1 protein-coding gene is annotated in these 353 nt (G+C 32.6%); it reads right to left on the reverse strand.

Going from position 1 to position 353, the window contains the following annotated elements:
• On the reverse strand, nucleotides 1-233 hold a 233-nt coding region (locus tag HMPREF2628_RS04790), incomplete at its 3' end, for a DUF4176 domain-containing protein (protein WP_070842485.1).
• Nucleotides 234-353: the final 120 nt, after the last annotated feature.

Here is a 353-nt window from a genome sequence, read left to right on the forward strand (position 1 = left end):
ACAAATCGATCTTCTTCCTCGTCAGAGTATCCTTTAAATACAATTCGATCCACATCTTCACGATTGAAGTAAAACAACTGTTCTGGGTTTAGTCCCATTGGATAAAAAGCTGCAGAATAATCAAACAAAACACTTTCGCCATTCTGTTCTATCGTAACCCCACGATTGAGAATCATTAGCTTTTGACTCCCCTCTTTTAAATAAACAATTGTTCCAATTGGCAAAATAGACATTTATTTGATTTCCTTTCAATTTATATTTTTTCTAATTCTACAATACTATACGCCATCGTATTAGCATTCTTGAACTTTAAATGAATCATTTACCACCCAAACACTTTCTGAATTGATTTA

Origin of the sequence: Streptococcus sp. HMSC063B03 (genome assembly GCF_001836965.1) — a bacterium.
Classification (GTDB): Bacteria; Bacillota; Bacilli; order Lactobacillales; family Streptococcaceae; genus Streptococcus; species Streptococcus pneumoniae_F.